This window comes from Lactobacillus colini (assembly GCF_017874575.1).
Lineage (GTDB): Bacteria > Bacillota > Bacilli > Lactobacillales > Lactobacillaceae > Lactobacillus > Lactobacillus colini.
The window spans coordinates 38,901-56,841 of the sequence record NZ_JAGGLU010000003.1; the positions used below are offsets into that span (position 1 = coordinate 38,901).

19 protein-coding genes are annotated in these 17,941 nt (G+C 35.3%); 17 read left to right on the plus strand and 2 right to left on the minus strand.

Annotated features, from left to right (window positions below):
• Nucleotides 1–190: 190 nt before the first annotated feature.
• From J2Z60_RS03475 to J2Z60_RS03505, 7 genes are all read left to right on the plus strand, one after another.
• Nucleotides 191–2,185 (plus strand): YSIRK-type signal peptide-containing protein, encoded by a 1,995-nt coding sequence (locus J2Z60_RS03475; protein ID WP_209686285.1) that lies wholly within the window; start codon nt 191–193, stop codon nt 2,183–2,185.
• A 114-nt stretch (nt 2,186–2,299) separates the two neighbouring features.
• Nucleotides 2,300–2,740, plus strand: coding sequence for a MarR family winged helix-turn-helix transcriptional regulator (locus tag J2Z60_RS03480; RefSeq protein WP_209686286.1), 441 nt, complete (start codon nt 2,300–2,302; stop codon nt 2,738–2,740).
• A 47-nt stretch (nt 2,741–2,787) separates the two neighbouring features.
• The gene (locus J2Z60_RS03485; RefSeq protein WP_209686287.1) at nt 2,788–3,615 is read left to right on the plus strand and encodes a glutamate ABC transporter substrate-binding protein; all 828 of its coding nucleotides are present in this window, start codon (nt 2,788–2,790) and stop codon (nt 3,613–3,615) included.
• A 159-nt stretch (nt 3,616–3,774) separates the two neighbouring features.
• On the plus strand, nt 3,775–4,512 hold the full coding sequence (locus J2Z60_RS03490; protein WP_209686288.1) for an amino acid ABC transporter ATP-binding protein: 738 nt from the start codon (nt 3,775–3,777) through the stop codon (nt 4,510–4,512).
• A 9-nt stretch (nt 4,513–4,521) separates the two neighbouring features.
• Nucleotides 4,522–5,343 carry a transporter substrate-binding domain-containing protein gene (locus J2Z60_RS03495; protein ID WP_209686289.1) on the plus strand — a complete coding sequence of 274 codons (822 nt, stop codon included), beginning with the start codon at nt 4,522–4,524 and terminating at the stop codon, nt 5,341–5,343.
• The gene (locus tag J2Z60_RS03500; RefSeq protein WP_209686290.1) at nt 5,340–5,978 is read left to right on the plus strand and encodes an amino acid ABC transporter permease; all 639 of its coding nucleotides are present in this window, start codon (nt 5,340–5,342) and stop codon (nt 5,976–5,978) included. The genes J2Z60_RS03495 and J2Z60_RS03500 overlap by 4 nt, the downstream gene beginning before the upstream one ends.
• A 14-nt stretch (nt 5,979–5,992) precedes the next feature.
• Nucleotides 5,993–6,649 carry an amino acid ABC transporter permease gene (locus J2Z60_RS03505; RefSeq protein ID WP_209686291.1) on the plus strand — a complete coding sequence of 219 codons (657 nt, stop codon included), beginning with the start codon at nt 5,993–5,995 and terminating at the stop codon, nt 6,647–6,649.
• A 62-nt stretch (nt 6,650–6,711) separates the two neighbouring features.
• Here J2Z60_RS03505 and udk read toward each other — a convergent pair whose 3' ends face one another.
• A complete protein-coding gene (gene udk / locus J2Z60_RS03510; protein WP_209686292.1) occupies nt 6,712–7,344 on the minus strand; it encodes a uridine kinase in 633 nt (210 codons plus the stop codon).
• 206 nt (nt 7,345–7,550) lie between these two features.
• On the opposite strand from udk, the gene J2Z60_RS03515 reads away from it, so the two are divergent.
• Complete coding sequence (locus tag J2Z60_RS03515) at nt 7,551–8,600, plus strand: PTS sugar transporter subunit IIC (RefSeq protein WP_209686293.1); 1,050 nt, start codon at nt 7,551–7,553, stop codon at nt 8,598–8,600.
• A 72-nt stretch (nt 8,601–8,672) separates the two neighbouring features.
• On the opposite strand, the gene J2Z60_RS03520 is transcribed toward J2Z60_RS03515, so the two are convergent.
• Complete coding sequence (locus J2Z60_RS03520) at nt 8,673–9,158, minus strand: DUF1836 domain-containing protein (protein ID WP_209686294.1); 486 nt, start codon at nt 9,156–9,158, stop codon at nt 8,673–8,675.
• A gap of 134 nt (nt 9,159–9,292) precedes the next feature.
• Between J2Z60_RS03520 and J2Z60_RS03525 the strand changes: the two genes are divergently transcribed.
• The 9 genes from J2Z60_RS03525 to phoU all read left to right on the plus strand — a co-directional run bounded on the left by J2Z60_RS03525 (nt 9,293) and on the right by phoU (nt 17,715).
• Nucleotides 9,293–10,129 carry a DegV family protein gene (locus J2Z60_RS03525; protein WP_209686295.1) on the plus strand — a complete coding sequence of 279 codons (837 nt, stop codon included), beginning with the start codon at nt 9,293–9,295 and terminating at the stop codon, nt 10,127–10,129.
• Between the two features lie 174 nt (nt 10,130–10,303).
• Nucleotides 10,304–11,809, plus strand: coding sequence for an ABC transporter substrate-binding protein/permease (locus J2Z60_RS03530; RefSeq protein ID WP_245328709.1), 1,506 nt, complete (start codon nt 10,304–10,306; stop codon nt 11,807–11,809).
• On the plus strand, nt 11,802–12,539 hold the full coding sequence (locus J2Z60_RS03535; protein WP_281063416.1) for an amino acid ABC transporter ATP-binding protein: 738 nt from the start codon (nt 11,802–11,804) through the stop codon (nt 12,537–12,539). The genes J2Z60_RS03530 and J2Z60_RS03535 overlap by 8 nt, the downstream gene beginning before the upstream one ends.
• A gap of 117 nt (nt 12,540–12,656) precedes the next feature.
• Nucleotides 12,657–13,526 carry a phosphate ABC transporter substrate-binding protein gene (locus J2Z60_RS03540; protein WP_209686296.1) on the plus strand — a complete coding sequence of 290 codons (870 nt, stop codon included), beginning with the start codon at nt 12,657–12,659 and terminating at the stop codon, nt 13,524–13,526.
• 12 nt (nt 13,527–13,538) lie between these two features.
• Nucleotides 13,539–14,534: a phosphate ABC transporter permease subunit PstC gene (gene pstC / locus J2Z60_RS03545; RefSeq protein WP_209686297.1), complete on the plus strand. Its 996-nt coding sequence runs from the start codon at nt 13,539–13,541 to the stop codon at nt 14,532–14,534.
• 1 nt (nt 14,535) lies between these two features.
• Nucleotides 14,536–15,426 carry a phosphate ABC transporter permease PstA gene (pstA, locus tag J2Z60_RS03550; RefSeq protein WP_209686298.1) on the plus strand — a complete coding sequence of 297 codons (891 nt, stop codon included), beginning with the start codon at nt 14,536–14,538 and terminating at the stop codon, nt 15,424–15,426.
• 12 nt (nt 15,427–15,438) lie between these two features.
• Nucleotides 15,439–16,239 (plus strand): phosphate ABC transporter ATP-binding protein PstB, encoded by an 801-nt coding sequence (gene pstB / locus J2Z60_RS03555; RefSeq protein ID WP_209686299.1) that lies wholly within the window; start codon nt 15,439–15,441, stop codon nt 16,237–16,239.
• A gap of 12 nt (nt 16,240–16,251) precedes the next feature.
• The gene (gene pstB / locus J2Z60_RS03560) at nt 16,252–17,007 is read left to right on the plus strand and encodes a phosphate ABC transporter ATP-binding protein PstB (RefSeq protein WP_209686300.1); all 756 of its coding nucleotides are present in this window, start codon (nt 16,252–16,254) and stop codon (nt 17,005–17,007) included.
• A gap of 18 nt (nt 17,008–17,025) precedes the next feature.
• Nucleotides 17,026–17,715, plus strand: coding sequence for a phosphate signaling complex protein PhoU (phoU, locus tag J2Z60_RS03565; RefSeq protein ID WP_209686301.1), 690 nt, complete (start codon nt 17,026–17,028; stop codon nt 17,713–17,715).
• The last annotated feature ends 226 nt before the right edge of the window (nt 17,716–17,941 follow it).

Sequence of the window (17,941 nt, forward strand, 5' to 3'; positions counted from 1 at the left end):
AAATTTTAGGTTTAATGATTATTGCGATACAAATACTATTGATAATAAGCATTAACCTTGCAAATAAAATATTTTTAAATCATATACGATTTAATATAAATTGCAAATAAAATGCTATTTATATAACAAAGAAGTATGGTATAGCTGTAGTTTAGTAAAATTTAATAGAATTTTTTATAGGAGAACGATCATGGTATCAAAAAATAACAAGAAAAATAAACTTGCATTGATGACTGACCGTCAACCCCGTTACAGCATTCGCAAGTTAAATATCGGAGCAGCTTCGGTTTTGTTGGGAATTTCCTTAGCTTTAGGAATAAATCAAGTTGATGTTAAAGCCGATACAGTCGAAACAGATGCAGTACAGTTATCTTCTACAGGACAGATTACTAGCGTGACAAGCCAAGAGGAGCATATTGTAGTTAATGAAAGTTCAAAGCAAGCTAACAATTCTGAGCAAGTTACTAATCAATTATCTAACCCAGCTAGTTGTACTAACGATATAGAGAAGCAATCTTCAACTCAAAACTATCCTATTTCGACTCAAGCAGTGAGTGCTAATCCGATAGAGCCTGTGCTAAATAACATCCAGCAAGAGAAAGCAAATTCTGAAGCAGCTTTAGAAAATACAGTTAATAGCCAAAATCTTACTATTACTAATGATGAGGACTTAAAAAAATTCGATGAAAGTTTTGATGCAAATCAATTAGATCAAAATCATTTATTAGGTATTGCAGGTGGATTTCATATTTTTGGTGAAAATGTTACCTTAGATGCTCACACAAATGGCAACTTTGTTGCGGGGAATCTTTCGGCTAGCGTTGACTTTGGAACGCGAGGTGATTCTCATAATCACACTAACGGTGACATTTACTATATTGAAGACATTGCTCAAATCACTAATAATGGCTTTAATCATGAAAATAACTATATTGTTTTTGGTGAAAATATAAATTTGGAAATTAAAGATAATAGTGTTTATGTCAATGGAATTAAATTAGATAAGGTTATGCCAGAACAAGTTAAACAAGCACATCAATATATTGATATTCAAAAAGAATTAGATAAATTGCGTGAAAAATCTGATGAATATCAAAGCAATTTAACTACAGAAGGCGTAAAAATCGACTTTTCAGATATGAATAACCAGACCATTGATGTAAGCGAGGTTTCTAAGGAAACAGATATAATATATGTGAATATACCGGCTGAATTACTGTCAAAGAGTCAGCCAATATACATTACTGGATTAAGTTCTGAAAAGGATGGTCCGGCGATCGTTATCAATGTAAAAGAAATTAATGATAGTAAGTTAACTGTTCAAACTCAAATCAAGTTAACTTACGAGAATGGCGATAGCCTTGCTTCTGGTGAAAATCACGCTTACCCTAATAAGTTGTTGTGGAATTTTGGTACTGAGGTAAAAGAATTAGAATTTAGTTCAGGGCATTTTATGGGAAGTATATTGGCAACTAATGCAACAATTGCAACGAATGTAAATATTGATGGCACGATTATCGGACAGACAGTTCATATTAAAGGCGGTGAAAGTCATCGCTGGGATCTAAATCATCCAATGGAAGAGGTAGAAATTCCAAATGTTACGCCAGATCCAACCCCTAATCCAGACCCAGAACCAGACCTTGATCCAGCACCGGACTCAGATTCAACTCCTAATCCGACTCCAGAGCCAGATCTAGACCCAGAACCAAGCCCGACTCCAGAATCAGATCCAGAACACACTCCAACTCCAGATTTAGAATCTGATTCAACGATTGATTCAGAATTGGTTCCCGAAGAAGATTTAATTTTAGATTTAGAATCACAAAAGCCCGAGTTAATAATACCGGCAATCGAAGAAGATATGGCTACTCCTGAAGCTGAAGAGCAAGAAAAAGAGTCTATAACTCAAGCCCCTATTCTCAATTTAAAACCTGAAACTAATACTAATATTGACAAGGTTAAAACTATCAAAACTGCTTCTGAAAAAGTGCTTGGGGACAAGAAGTATGATAATGATAAAGTAAAATCTAAAAATTCAATCAAAACTACAACTGAAAAAAGTACAATTCCACAAACAAGTAGCCAAAAAGGCCAAAGCCTTTTATCTGTTATGGGATTAGTATCAATTTTAGTTGCAGCTAAGATTGTGAATAATGATAGAAAGAAAGGAAAGAAAAATTAATGTTTAAGGCACTCTATGAGTGCTTTTTTTAATCTAAATTTGACAATTAGTCCATAGATATACTAATATTATAAAAGGTACATATGGGGACTATTTTTTAGAAAGGTTAGAAAAATGGAAATAAGCAATACGAAAAAATTAAATTTAGCAATAATTCGTGGCAATAAGGCATATGATTACTGGGCTGAGAAGGCTAACCTTTCGAACTACTTATCAGTTATTCTGTATGAGTTATTGATTCGTTCTAAGTTATCCCAAAAGGAACTTATAAAGTTGACTGACTTACCTAAACAATCAATCAATAAGGGCATACATCTCCTTTATGAGCAAGGTTATATTAGTTTAACTACTTCAGAACGAGATAATCGAGTTAAATTTTGTGAATTAACTAAAGATGGACAAGACTATGCTCGTGAGGTAATGAAACCGCTAATTGAACTCGAAGAGAGGGTAGCTGATAGAATGGGCAAAGAAAAAATGAAGCAGCTCACATTTTTAATGACCGAATGGAGTGATACTTTCTGGAAGTTAATGAAAGAGCAGGCTCATAAGTAAACAGATAAGCCCAGTAATTATCTAAGAATTTTACGGAGGTGAAGTTGATGCCAAGAAAAAGATTCAAAGCAATTTTTTTGGCTTTAATTAGTTTAATATTTTTTATTTTAACAGCTTGTAGCAGAAAGAATACTAATACTTACCAAAATATAAAGCAGTCCAATAAGATCGTCTGGGGAGTTAAGGCAGACACACGCTTATTTGGATTAATGAGTATCAAGACCGGGAAGATTGAAGGTTTTGAAATAGATTTAGCTAACGCATTAACAAAAGAAATCTTAGGAAAAAATGGTAAAGCAGAATTTGTTCAGACAACCACTAAGTCAAAAATTCCGCTGTTAAAAAATGGAAACATTGATGCTGTCTTGGCAGCGATGACAATTACTCCCGAAAGAAAAAAAGAAGTTTTGTTTACTAAACCTTACTTTAATGCGGGACAATCTCTATTAGTACCTGAAAATTCAAAAGTCAAGACAGTTAATGACTTAAATAAAAAAGGTATGGTAGTTTTAGCGGTTAAGGGAACTACAGCTGCTATTAATATAGCTAAGTTTGCCCCTAAGGCAAAGGTGCTTGAATATGATGACTATGGTCAAGCATTCACTGCCTTAAAGGCTAAGCAAGGGCAAGCTTTGACTACTGATAGTGGTATCTTAGCCGGACTTGCTAAAGAGGGTAAAGGCTATAAACTAGTTGGAGGTAACTTCACCAGTGATCCATATGGAATTGCTGTTAATAAAGGTCAAAAAGAGTTTGCCTCTAAGCTAGACGTGGCCTTACAGAATTTAAGACAGAATGGTACCTACAATCGACTTTTGAAAAAATGGTTCGGAAATATCCCGGGTTTTAGTATAAAATTCACTCAACAAAATTAAGCAATAAAAAGAAAATATTGATCTCTTAATTAAATAAAATAGTTTGCTTTTTTAATAAAAAGTTCGTACTTATTGTAAAGATTTCATTCTTTTTAAAGCAAAAATCACGAACATAGAGTAAAATATAAATCATAATAGAAAAAAGAGAGGGGAAAAATAATGGCTGCAATTATTGAATTTAAAAATGTTAACAAGTATTATGGAAAACTTCACGCCCTAAAAAATATCAACTTATCAATTGAAGAAGGTCAGGTCGTAAGTATTATTGGTCCGTCAGGCTCAGGTAAGAGTACCTTAATTAGAACTATGAATGGCCTTGAGAAAATTAATTCCGGTCAATTGATTGTAACCGGCTACGATATTGCTGACAAAAAGACTGACTTAAATAAAATTAGAAAAAATGTTGGTATGGTATTCCAGCACTTCAACTTATATGAAAATCATACTGTACTTGAAAATATCACTTTAGCGCCTAAGATTGTTTTACATCGTGATAATGAAGAGAATCATCAAATTGCAATGGACCTCTTGAAAAAAGTTGGTCTCGCTGATAAGGCAGATTATTATCCTAGACAATTATCTGGTGGACAGAAGCAGCGTGTTGCAATTGCAAGATCACTTGCAATGAAACCAAAGGCTATTTTATTTGATGAGCCAACTAGTGCACTTGATCCTGAAATGATTCAAGATGTATTGAATGTTATGAAGCTAGTTGCTGATGAAGGCTTGACAATGGTTGTGGTTACTCACGAAATGGGATTCGCCCGTGAAGTAGGCAATCGGGTAATTTTCTTTGATGGTGGAGAAGTAATCGAAGATGAGAAGCCAGATGTATTCTTTGATAATCCTAAGAGTGAACGTGCACGTCAATTCTTAAGTAAGGTTATTACTAACTAGGTGGCTATTATGAAAAAATACCGTAGAATATGGCTGCTGCCATTAATTTTTGGATTGGTATTTATCCTTGCAGCTTGCAGCGTAAAGCAGTCTAAGAATAAGAATGTATATCAAGAAGTTAAACAATCAAAGACAATTACTTGGGGTGTAAGGGCTGATACGCGCTTATTTGGTCTAATGAGTGTAAAGACTGGTAAGATCGAAGGCTTTGAAATTGATTTAGCTAAGGCATTGACTAAACAGATACTAGGCAAGGATGCTAAGGCTAAGTTTGTCCAAACTACCCCTAAAACGAGAATCCCACTTTTAAAAAATGGTAACATCGATGCCATTTTAGCGACAATGACGATAACACCAGAGCGTGCAAAGCAAGTTGACTTTACTAAGCCTTACTTTCCATCTGGGCAGTCATTATTAGTGCCAGATAGTTCTAAAATTAAAGATGTTAAAGATTTAAATGGTAAGACTGTTTTAGCAGTTAAGGGTACAACAGCTGTCGATAATATGGCCAAGTTTGCGCCAAAAGCCAAGGTGCTTGAATATGATGATTATGGTCAAGCATTTACTGCCTTGAAGGCCGGACAGGGACAAGCTATGACTACGGATAATGGCGTTTTGGCAGGGATTGCTAGTGAAAATCGTGGCTATAAACTCGTAGGTGGTACCTTTACTCAAGAACCATACGGTATTGCCGTCAATAAAGGGCAGACGAAGTTACTTAATAAACTAAATCAAGCTTTAGTAGAAGTGAAGAAGAACGGTACTTATCACAGAATCGTTGAAAAGTGGTTTGGTGGAGTTCCAGGTTTTAAGGAGGTCGAGAATGAATGATAGGAATTTTAACTAGTCATTGGTCAGAATTCATTACCGGATTTGGAAATACGATTTTATGCAGTTTAATTGCTCTATTTTTTAGTCTAGTACTTGGAATAGGCTTCGCATTGCTGGAAGTTGCACCAATTAAGTTCTTAAGAATAATTGCTAAAATTTACATTGAGCTTTTTCGAAATATTCCACTGCTAGTTATCACAATGGTATTTTATTTAGTTATTCCGCAATTTTTCTTTAAGGTTTCAGGCTTTGTTGCTGGAACTATTGGGTTGAGTTTATATACTTCAGCCTTTATTGCAGAAAATATTAGAGCGGGTATTAACTCAGTCGGTGATGGTCAAATGGAAGGTGCTCTTTCAAATGGAATGACTTACACCCAAGCAATGCGGTATGTAATTTTACCGCAAGCAATGAGAATTGTGATCCCACCTCTGGGCAATCAATTCATAAACTTGATTAAGAACTCATCAGTATTAGCGTTTGTAGCAGGGTTCGACTTAATGTATCAAGCAGATGTAGTAGCATTGTCATCATTTCAGACAATTAATACTTATGTAATTGTTGGGGTCTTTTATCTGATCTTAACTTTGCCACTTAGCTACTATATGCGTTATTTAGAAAAGAAATTGAATTAGAGGAGGGAATATAGATGGGAAATTTTGCTCAAGCATATTCATGGGTTGATATCCGCTTCCTCTTACAAGGACTTGGGGTGACAATCTATGTGTCTTTGATTTCAATTGCACTAAGCTTTATAGTTGGGTTAATATTTGGTTTCATTAGAAATATGAAGATTAAGTATCTCTCTGCTATTGTTGGCTTTTGTATTGATATCATTAGAAACTTGCCATTATTATTGATTATTTTCTTCACTTATTTTGGCTTGCCAGAATTAGGAATAGTAACTAATCCTATACTTGCCTCAATTATTGCCTTGGTAATATTTGAAGGGGCAATGTTAGCTGAAATTGTCCGTAGTGGTATTAATGCTGTTCCGATTGGTCAGATGGAGGGAGCCCGCTCTAACGGGATGACTTATATGCAGGCGATGATCCATGTTGTCTTGCCACAAGCATTGCACAAGATGATCCCAGCTTTGCTATCACAATTTGTTTCATTAGTTAAAGATACTTCATTAGCTACAATTATTGTCTTGCCGGAATTATTATTCCATGCGCAGATTATTTATAGTCAAAACTCGACTTACTTAATTCCAATGTACTTGATTATTTCTGTAATGTATTTCGTGGTATGTTTCTCACTCTCAATGTTTGCCAGCCATTTACAGAAGAAGTTTAATAGTTAATTACCAAAACAAAAATAGACCTAGTTATGAAAATATGCATAGCTAGGTCTATTTATTTTCCCTTATTGGGCTAGAACTGAACGAATCTTAGTGGTAAGCATATCAATAGCGACGCCATTTTCCCCACCTTCAGGGACGATAATATCTGCATAACGCTTAGTAGGCTCAATAAATTGGTGGTACATCGGCTTAACTGTGGCCAAGTATTGATTGATAACTGAATCAACAGAACGACCACGCTCTTGAGTATCACGTTCTAATCTTCTGATAAAGCGAATATCATCATCAGTATCAACGAATACTTTAATGCTCATTAAGTCACGTAATTTTTCATCAGAGAGAACCAAGATACCCTCTAATAAGATAATATCTGCAGGTTCAGTGTGAATAGTTTCGCTGCTGCGAGTATGAGCGGTGAAGTCATATACTGGCATCTCGATTGATTGCCGGTTCATTAATTGACTTAGTTGTTCAATTAATAGTGGCATATCGAAGGCATCAGGATGATCGTAGTTAATCTTCTTGCGCTCTGACATAGGTAAGTTGTCATTATTCTTGTAATAAGAATCTTGGGTAACCACTAGCATGTGATCATTTTGATGTAAAGTTTTATAAATTTCATGGGCAATAGTAGTCTTACCACTACCAGAACCACCGGCAATACCAATAATAATAGGTCGTTTATCTGTTTGCATGGGGAAGCTCCTTTTTTTAACTATTACCATAATACCTTATTATGTCAAGAAAATCGCGCTAATTGATAATATTTATTAAAAAAGTTTAGCAATTATCTGTATGCGCTTTAATAAATGCGTTGGATTTGATTGCTTTTTTATCTGTAGCAAGTAATAATATATTTAAGTAAACGCTAACATTTATTTCGGGATGGAGATGAAAAATTATGAAAGAAAAATTTACTATAAAAGACTTTGCAATGAATATTCTTAATGGGATTGCAATTGGTGTTGTTGTCGTCTTAGTACCAGGTGCCTTATTATCAGAATTGGTTAAAGTATTGTTGCCATCAATGCCCGCTTTATCTGTCGTGCAACAAGGATTAAACTTGGCTAATTCAATGATGGGACTGGTCTGCGGAATTTTAGTTGGATTAAATTTCAAGTTTAGTCCAATTCAAGCAGCTTCTTTGGGATTGGCAGTGGAATTTTCTGCAGGAGCTATTAAAGCTAAAGATGGAGCCCTAATATTGTCAGGTACGGGTGACATTATCAATATGATGATCGTTGCCGCAATTGGAGCTGGAGTAATCCTGCTTGTGGCAGATAGGTTGAAAGCATACACAATTTTAATTATTCCAACGCTACTTTTAGTAGTTGTTGGTTCTGTTGGGGTAATAATTGCCCCTTATGTTGCTAGGATTACAGAATTAATCGGAATTGGTATTAAGCAATTATTAGGACTGCAGCCAATGTTAATGTGTATTTTGTTAGCTGTAGTATTTGGAGTCTTAATTGTATCACCGATTACTACAGTAGGAATTGCCTTGGCTATCTCCTTAGCGGGCATTGGCTCGGGAGCGGCTAACGTTGGTATCTGTGCAACTGGCTTTGCTTTTGCAATTTTGGGCTGGAGGGTGAATTCACATGGTATTAGCATTGCTCACTTTTTGGGATCACCTAAAATTTCGATGCCAGTAATCGCTAGGAATCCCAAGACACTTATACCTATAATATGTTCAAATGCATGTTCTGGCCTAGTAGCTTATATTTTCCAAGTTAAGGGAACGCCGATGAGTGCTGGATTTGGCTTTAGTGGCCTAGTCGGACCAATTAATAATCTTAATTTAGCATCAGGTGGTTGGAGTATGATTAATATTTTAATAACTACGTTAGTATATGCGGTATTTCCAATAATCTTTGGTCTGATTTTTAAAAAAGTATTTGTTGATAAATTGCATTTCGTTAATGAAGAAGATTATAGATTATCACTATAGATTTCCTAGTTAAATAATGCAATACTAAGAGATAAGTACAAAAAGGAGCGCAGCAGACTTGATGCGCTCCTTTTAATTTTCTCTAAAAAATTGGTATAAATATTCGCGATAAGCAAAAGACAAGATTAAATTGCGTAACATTTCTTTTTGCTTAGTTCGGTCATGTCCGATTTGCTGTAATTGCTCTTGAAAGCCAAAGACGTGTAAAAGAGCATTTTGTAACTCTAAGGCGAAGTAATTATAGGCAATATCTACCGGATAAGTTGACTTTTGGATCTTGATTGCGCGTCTTAGATCATCTTGTTCCATTACGTTTTTAGCTACAGCAATAAACAATAATTCAGCAATTTGTTCTCTGCTATATAGACGCTTAGCTGGAGGAGCAATTAACTTGTGCTTAACATAATTACTAACCATGGAACTGGTAATCTTAATATTTCCTAGTGGACTTAGACAATTATTTAAGTAGGCGACTACTTGGTTTAGATATAAACCCATATCAGGAATTTCGCTAAACTTTGGTAATTTAAATTTAGAAATTTCAATTAGCTTTGTCATGATTATTTACCTCATAAATAGATTAAACCTTGATTACTCTACTCTGTCAACAAACAACTTTATATCAGTTTTTTAAAAACTGTTGACAGGTATTTTAAAAACTATTAGTATTGGTAACAAATCGAGGTAAAATTATGACAATAAAAATTATTACAGATTCAGGTGCTAACACCTTTGAAAACACTATTTTAAATATTCAACATACTAATGTACCTTTAACCATTAGGGCAGGAAGTAAGTCTTGGACTGATAATGAGGAGTTAGATTTGAATAGCTTTGTTGAAGAACTTGCTAATACTAAAGAAAAGACATCTTCAGCGTGTCCAAGTATTAATGACTGGTTATCTGCTTATGAAGGTGCAGATGAAATTTATGTTTTGACAATTACTAGTGGTCTTTCAGGCACTTATAATTCTGCTGTCCAGGCAGCTAACTTATTTAAAGAAGATCATCCAGATGTTAAAATACATATTTTCGATACTAAGACTGCTGGTCCACAAATTAGGCTTTTATCCAAGAAGACAGCTGAGTTAATTAATCTAGACAAGTCTTTCGATGAAGTTGTAGAGACAATTAATCAAGAGATTAACAAGACCAACTTATTGTTCGTATTGGAACATCTTGACAATTTAGCTAATAATGGCCGTATTAGTCCCGCAATTGCTAAGGTGACACATCTACTTAAGTTAAACATCTATGGCAGTGCTAACAGTGAAGGTAAGTTTGAAATGTTGGGTAAGACTCGCGGTGGTAAGAAGATGTATCCTAAGTTACTTAAGGTAATGCAAGCAGCTGGATACCATGGCGGAGAGGTAATGATTGATACTGTTGATGCAGATGGCAAGGCCCAGTTATTGAAGACCGAAATTTTATCTGTTTATCCTGAAGCTGAAGTTACCATTTCAACTTGTGGTGGTTTATGCTCATACTATGCCGAAAATAATGGCATTATGATAGGTTACGAAATTTAAAAATATAGTTCACTAAAGAGTTCAGCAGATGGAACTCTTTTTTTGATGTCTATGAATAGGCAGCATTACAATTAATTAAAAAATCTGCGGTAGAGCTTGCTTAATACCTATAATTACAGGTATAATGATAAAATAATTAAATTTATGATAAAAGACATGGAGCAGGTGAAAAGAATGAAGAAAGGAAAGATGATTAAGGCACTGTCAATAATCTTGGCGATGTTAGCCATAATTTTTGCGACAGTGACACCTAGTTATGCGGCTAGTTCTAGTCAAACTAGTACTACTAAAAAAGTAGCTAAGGGTTCAGTATTAAAAAGAATTAAGGCTAAGAAAGAATTAGTTGTTGGTACTTCAGCAGACTACCCACCACTAGAGTTTACAACTAGCGAAAACGGTAGTACTAAATATGTCGGCGTTGATATTGAATTGGCTAAAGAAATAGCTAAGGACTTGGGTGTAAAACTCGTTATTAAAAACATGAGCTTTGACTCTCTTTTAGTCGCTCTTGAAACGGGTAAGATTGATATGGTTATCTCAGGCATGACACCAACCCCTGAGCGTAAAGAGAGCGTTGATTTTTCTAAAATTTATTACAAGCCAAGTGGTGAATATTTCTTAATTAATAAAAAGGATGCAACTAAATATACCAACATAAAAAGTCTTAAAGGAAAAACTGTTGGAGCCCAAACTGGTAGTATTCAATATAATGAAATTAAGTCCCAAATGAAGGGATCAACCGTTAAAGGCTTAGGGAAAATTAATAATTTAGTTTTAGCTTTACAATCGGGCAAGGTTTCTGCAGTATTAATGGAAGAATTAATTGCAAAAGCCTATGCTCAAAACAATAATAACTTAAAAGCTGTCAAATCAGACATTAAAGACGATGCAGCAGGTAACGCTGTAGCAATGGCTAAAGGGCAGCCTGATTTAGTAGCAGCAGTTAACAAGACTATCAATAAAGTAAAAAAGAATAATCTGATTGATAATAAGTTCTTGCCTCAAGCTGCTAAATATATGAAGACTGCTAACAAGACTAACAAGATGAGCCAATACTGGAGTTACTTCCTTAAGGGAGTCGGCTATACTATTGTAATTACCGTCTTTTCAGTTTTAATTGGGATTATTTTAGGAATAATTTTGGCTTTGATGCGCTTATCTAGAAATAAGCTCCTTCACTGTTTAGCAGTTGCTTATATTGAATTTATCCGTGGGACACCACAAATGGTACAGATTTTATTTGTATACTTTGGAGTGGGATACTTAATTTCTAATTTATCGGCTATTATTGCTGGTATTATTGCAATTGGTCTTAACTCTGGTGCTTATGTGGCTGAAGATATCCGTTCAGGGATCGATTCACTTCCAAAAGGACAAGTTGAAGCAGCTCGCTCTTTAGGTTTAAGTCAGGCTAAGGCTTACAGATATGTAATTATTCCCCAAGCAATAAGAAATATTTGGCCAGCTTTAGGTAATGAATTTATTACTTTATTAAAGGATAGCTCATTAGTTTCTGTGATTGGAGTTTCTGAATTAATGTACCAAACACAATTGGTTCAAACTTCAACTTATCGTGGTGTTCTACCATTATTTATTGCGATGGTGATCTACTTCATCATGACCTTCTCGTTGACTAGACTGTTGAACTACTTTGAAAGAAGGATGAAGAAAAATGACTAAAATGTTAGAGATTCAGCACTTAAAGAAAAATTTTGATAAAAATGAAGTCCTCAAAGATATTTCTGCCACCGTTAATAAAGGACAAGTTATTACAATTATTGGCCCATCTGGTTCAGGTAAAAGTACCTTACTAAGATGCTTAAATGTTTTAGAAAGACCTACGTCTGGTAAGGTTATTTTTGATGGGAAAGATTTAACCAATATTGATGAAAAAGAACTAGACCAACTTAGAGAAAAAATGGGTATGGTATTTCAAAACTTTAATCTATTTCCAAATATGAACGTTATTGAAAATATCAAGCTTGCCCCTATGAAAGTCAAAGGAATGAGTGACCAAGAAGCAGAAAAAATTGCCCTTGATTTACTTGATAAGGTAGGTCTAAAAGATCGAGCTAATCAATCTCCATCTAGTCTTTCAGGTGGACAGCAGCAGCGTGTGGCTATTGCTAGAGCACTAGCTATGGATCCTGAAGTAATGCTATTTGATGAACCAACTAGTGCTCTTGATCCAGAAATGGTAGGGGAAGTTTTAAAGGTTATGCAAGATTTAGCAGATTCAGGAATGACAATGGTCATTGTTACTCACGAGATGGGATTTGCTAAAGAAGTATCTGACATTGTTTGGTTTATGGCTGATGGTTATCTTCAAGAAAAAGGAAGTCCAGAGCAAATTTTCGATCATCCTCAATCAGACCGTGCTCAAGATTTTCTATCTAAGGTTTTAAAATAATGGTAAAAAGAGATTCTTATGAATCTCTTTTTTGTTTCTCATTGTAAGACTATTGTTGCAGGCGTTTTATATGATAAAATAAAGTTGATTATTTATATATTTAGCTTGGAGAATAAAATGTTTAAACAAAGATTACGGAAGTTTATTATTTTCTTTGTTTCAATCTTAGTGGCTACGGTCATAACGGGATGTGCGAGAAATAATGATAAGAAGATAACTATTGTCGGTTCGAGTGCTATGCAACTTTTGGCAGAGCAAGCCGGGAACGATTACCGTCTAACTCACACAGATAGCAATATTGTTGTTCAAGGTGGTGGGTCAGGTACAGGTCTAAGTCAAGTACAGGCTAAAGCAGTAGAAATTGGAACATCCGATGTTTTTGCAGAGACACAAAAAGGAATCGATGCTAAGGTCTTAACTGATTACAAAATTGCCATTGTCGGCATTGTACCAATCGTTAATAAGGGGGTTGGGGTTAAGAATCTTACTTTCCAACAGCTAAAGGATATTTTTTCTGGAAAGATAACCAATTGGAAGCAAGTAGGTGGCAAGAACCTAGCAATTACTGTAATTAATCGCTCTAAAGGAAGCGGTACTCGTTCTAGCTTTGAAGGAATTGTTCTAAAAGGCGTTAAGCCTGTCAAGGCTCAAGAACAAGATTCAAATGGTACAGTAAGAAAAATTGTCAGTTCAACTCCAGGGACAATCTCTTATATTTCCTTCCCATATGCTAACGACAAAAACATCCAAAAATTAAGTCTAAATGGCATAGCGCCAACTAATGATAATGTTACTACTAATAAGTGGCAGCTGTGGTCTTATGAGCATATGTACACACAAAAAAATGCTCCTAAGTATGTTAAGGACTTTATCAAATATATGCTTTCAACTAAAGTTCAAAAGGGCTTAGTACCTAAGTTAGGTTATATTAGTATTGATGACATGAAGGTTACTAGAGATAGTAACAATCAAGTAGTAAAAGAATAGGATTGCTCTTAAATGAATAACAAACAAGATTTAAAGCAAGTGGTAAACCAAGCTCTGGCAGAGCAGAAGGTACCACATGTTAAGCTGAAAAAAATTGGCGTTGATAAGGTCAATGTCGAAAGGCTAACTAAACCTTCTAAAGAAACCCGTCAAGAATACTGGGGAAAAGGCTTGACCTATGCAGCAATTATATTAATCATTGCCTTAGTAGTTTCAATTATCGGTTTCATTGCGGTACGTGGCTTATCGACATTTTTGCAAAATCATGTAAATGTTTTTCATTTCTTAACTTCAACAGATTGGGATCCAGGCGAAGGTAAGAATTATGTCGGTGCAGCTGCAATGATTGTGACATCATTTGCAGTCACCATATTAGCAGCCTTAGTAGCGACACCTTTTGCAATTGCCGTTGCCTTATTTATGACTGAATATTCAAGTAAGAAAGGCGGGCACTTTTTACAGACAGTGATGGAATTATTGGTTGGTATTCCATCAGTTGTTTATGGATTTTTGGGACTAACAATTATTGTGCCATTAATTAGAAATATTTTTGGCGGTACAGGCTTTGGTATTTTATCAGCTACTTTAGTTCTATTTGTAATGGTGTTACCAACTATCACATCTCTAACAGTTGATAGTTTGAATGCAGTCCCGAATCATTATCGCCAAGCATCAGCAGCTTTAGGTGCTACTCACTGGCAGACTATTTATAAGGTAGTCTTGAGAGTAGCTGCTCCTAGAATTATGACGGCTGTAATTTTTGGGATGGCAAGAGCCTTCGGTGAAGCTTTAGCTGTTCAAATGGTTATTGGTAATGCAGTTTTGATGCCATATAACTTAGTAAGTCCATCAGCTACCTTAACTAGTCAATTAACTAGTCAAATGGGTAATACAGTTATGGGAACTTTGCCAAACAATGCCTTATGGTCATTAGCGCTATTACTTTTGATCATGGCTTTGTTCTTCAACTTCTTAGTCCGCTTTGTCGGCAAGAAAGGACAGAAATAATATGAATGCAAAAACAAGAGACAAGGTAGCTACTGCAGTTATTTATGCCTTGGTTAGCGTTGTGGTAGTTATTCTGTTTGGAATAATTGGAAATATTCTTGTTTCAGGTGTACCGCACTTATCGTGGCATTTTTTAACTTCAGAAGCATCTTCTTACCAAGCTGGTGGAGGGGTAAGAGATCAACTGTTTAATTCATTATATTTGTTGGTCTTAACTATGATTATATCCCTGCCGATTGCTTTGGGGGCTGCAATTTATTTAGCTGAGTACGCAACTGATAATTGGTTTACTAGCTTAATCAGAACTACGATAGAGATTTTAAGTTCATTGCCATCTATTGTTGTGGGGTTATTTGGTTACTTGCTGTTCGTTGTTCAATTTGGCTTTGGTTTTTCGATTATTTCTGGTGCCTTAGCTTTAACATTTTTTAATTTGCCAACTTTAACCAGTAATATTGAACAAGCAATCGCAGGAGTTCCGCAAACTCAACGAGATGCAGGTCTTGCCTTAGGTCTTTCTAACTGGAAGACCATTAGGGGAATTGTCCTTCCAGCAGCGCTACCAGGCATTTTAACTGGTGTAATTTTGAGTGCAGGCCGTATTTTTGGTGAAGCTGCTGCCTTAATTTATACTGCTGGTCAAAGCGGGTCGACGATCGATTATAGCAATTGGAATCCATTTAGTCCTACTAGCTTTTTGAACGTAATGCGACCAGCAGAAACTTTGGCTGTTCATATTTGGAAAGTTAACACCGAAGGTATTATTCCTGATGCTGATATCGTATCAGCTGCAACTTCAGCATTACTGATTATTGTAGTAATTTTATTCAATTTAGGTGCGCGGGCTTTAGGTAATCATTTATATCGTAAGCTAACTGCGGCTAAGTCTTAAGGAGAGTTTGGGATGCAAGATATAAATGAAGTAAAGACGCACATTAAAAACTTTGATCCTAATGATGAAATTTTGTCTACAAAAAATTTGAGTGTTTTTTATGGTGGGACAATTCAAAAGTTATTTAATGCGAGTTTGCAGTTTAAGAAGAATTCAATTACAGCTTTGATCGGTGGTTCAGGCTCTGGTAAGTCTACCTTTTTGCGTTCAATAAATCGAATGAATGATAAAGTGGCTAAAATTACTGGAGAAATCTGGTATCACGGTCTTGATATTAATAAAAGTGATATCAATGTTTATGAATTAAGAAAGAACATTGGAATGGTCTTTCAAAAGCCGAATCCATTTCCTAAGTCAATTAGAGAAAATATTATCTATGCCCTAAAAGCCAATGGTCAAAAAGATAAAGGACAACTGGATCAGATAGTTGAAGAAAGCCTACGTGCTGCAGCTCTTTGGGATGAGGTAAAAGATAATCTTGATAAAAGTGCCTTAGCCCTATCTGGTGGTCAGCAGCAAAGATTATGTATTGCCCGTGCCTTAGCAGTCAAGCCAGAAGTCATTCTCTTAGATGAGCCGGCTAGTGCCTTAGATCCAGTGTCAACCTCTAAGCTTGAAGACACGCTTAAGCAGCTTCGTAGTGACTATACAATGATTATGGTAACTCACAATATGCAACAAGCATCACGTATTAGTGACTATACTGCATTCTTTCATTTAGGTCATGTGCTTGAATATGACAAAACTGAAAACATCTTTACTAATCCACAAGGCAAGATTACTGAAGATTATATTCGTGGTAGCTTTGGATAGGAGGAGACTTCTTTGACAAATATTATGACTGCTAGCGATGTTCACTTGAGTTATGGACCAGTCGAAGCATTGCATGGCATTAGTATGAATTTTGAAGAAAAAGAATTAACGGCATTATTAGGACCATCTGGATGTGGTAAGTCAACATTTTTACGCTGTTTGAACCGTATGAATGATGATATTGATAATATTAAAATTACCGGCAAAATTACATTTGAAGATGAAGATATTTATGGCTCTAAGATGGACTTGGTTAAATTGAGAAAGGAAGTAGGAATGGTCTTTCAGCAGCCAACTCCTTTTCCGTTTTCTATTTATAATAATGTTGCTTATGGTCTTCACCTAGCCGGTGTAAAAGATAAAAGTATAATCGACCAGAGAGTTGAAGAAAGCTTAAAGCAAGCTGCAATTTGGAATGAAGTAAAAGATGACTTAAACAAAAATGCCCAGGCGCTTTCAGGTGGTCAACAGCAGAGAATTTGTATTGCTCGCGCTTTGGCAGTCCATCCTAAGGTGGTGCTATTAGATGAACCAACTAGTGCCTTAGATCCTATTTCTAGTTCAGAAATTGAAGAAACTTTGCTTAGTCTTAAGCATGAGTTTACGTTTATTATGGTGACTCACAATTTGCAGCAGGCAAGTAGAATTTCAGATAAGACAGCCTTCTTAATGAATGGTGACTTAATCGAATATGGTTCAACAGAAGATATGTTTATCAATCCTAAGAAACAAATCACTAGTGATTATCTTAATGGTCGTTTTGGATAATATAAGGAGAATTTTAAGATGCATGAGGTCTTTTTAGACGAGTTAAAAAGATTAAATACTCGTTTTATGAATTTAGGAATAGATGTTAGTGAACAAATCGATGAAGCGACTCAAGCTTACATTGACCACGATAAAAAATTGGCACAAGATTTAGTAGCAGATGACAAGAAGTTTGCTCGTGCTGCCTTAAAGGTAGAAAAGAAAACATTGAAGTTAATGGCTTTGCAGCAGCCAGTTGCAACAGATTTTAGAACTGTAATTAGTATTTTGGAAGCAACTAGTGACTTAGAGCGTATTGGTGAAAACTCAATGTCAATTGCTTGGGAAACTATCCGTGTGAAAGGTAATCGTCGTATTCCAGAAGTTGAAGAAGTTATCACTAGTATGTCCAAAAAGGTTAACTTCATGCTTGATCAAATCTTGAAAGCTTATGTTCAAGATGACGAAGAATTGGCTCGTACTATGGCTAAAAAAGATGATGAAGTAGACGAAGAGTTCGTTAAGGCAAGAAAAATCGCCATTGAAGGAGTTCAAAAGGATCCAGAAGCAGCTGTAGCTTCCGCAAGTTACTTCATGATTATTAGATTACTGGAAAGAATTGGTGATCACGTAGTTAACTTGGCTCAATGGGTTGTTTACAAGACAAGTGGGGAATTAGTTGATCTGAACTCTCAACACCATAAATTTGATGATAATATAGATATGTAGGAGCAAAAAGATTAGTTTTGATGTAAACTAATCTTTTTTTGGACATAATTAGTGAATAAAATCATTTGAAGTATAAATAATTTTTATCAGTATTGTGGAATCAATTTCTTAATAAATTATATACTTTGTGAATAAAAATACGTATGTAATTACTAATAAATAGCTAACACATAATATTTTTCACTATCTTTTTAAAGCGCTTTCATTTATAATGATGTTAAGAGTG